1 protein-coding gene is annotated in these 351 nt (G+C 50.4%); it reads left to right on the plus strand.

Translation table 11 applies throughout. The annotated features are described in order from the left end of the window. Positions 1 to 351: hypothetical protein (locus J4G02_22035; protein MCE2397194.1), on the plus strand; the 351-nt coding region annotated here is incomplete at both ends.

The following is a 351-nucleotide window of genomic DNA, read 5'->3' on the forward strand; positions in this document are numbered from 1 at the left end:
TCGAAGAACCTCTGAAAATAGGTAAGCGGAAACAGCTTTTCGTAGATGATTATATCGTTGCCGAGACATCAAACGTCGCTCGTCGGCTGGGAACAGTTGCGAAGGAAGCCCAACCGCTCATGGTGCCCAATGGGCGGGAATATCCTCTCTACTTTGGCGTCTATTCAACCGTTCTGCGAGACGACGGCAAATTCAAGATGTGGTATCTGGCGACAAACAGACCCAACTACGACATCGGATATGCCGAATCCAAAGATGGCATCCAGTGGAAACGGCTGAACGTGGGGCAGGACGGTAGGGGTAACTTCGTCTTTCAAGGACACGGTTTCAGTTGTTTTATAGACCCGAACG

The sequence above is a fragment of the Candidatus Poribacteria bacterium genome, from assembly GCA_021295755.1.
Classification (GTDB): Bacteria; Poribacteria; WGA-4E; order WGA-4E; family PCPOR2b; genus PCPOR2b.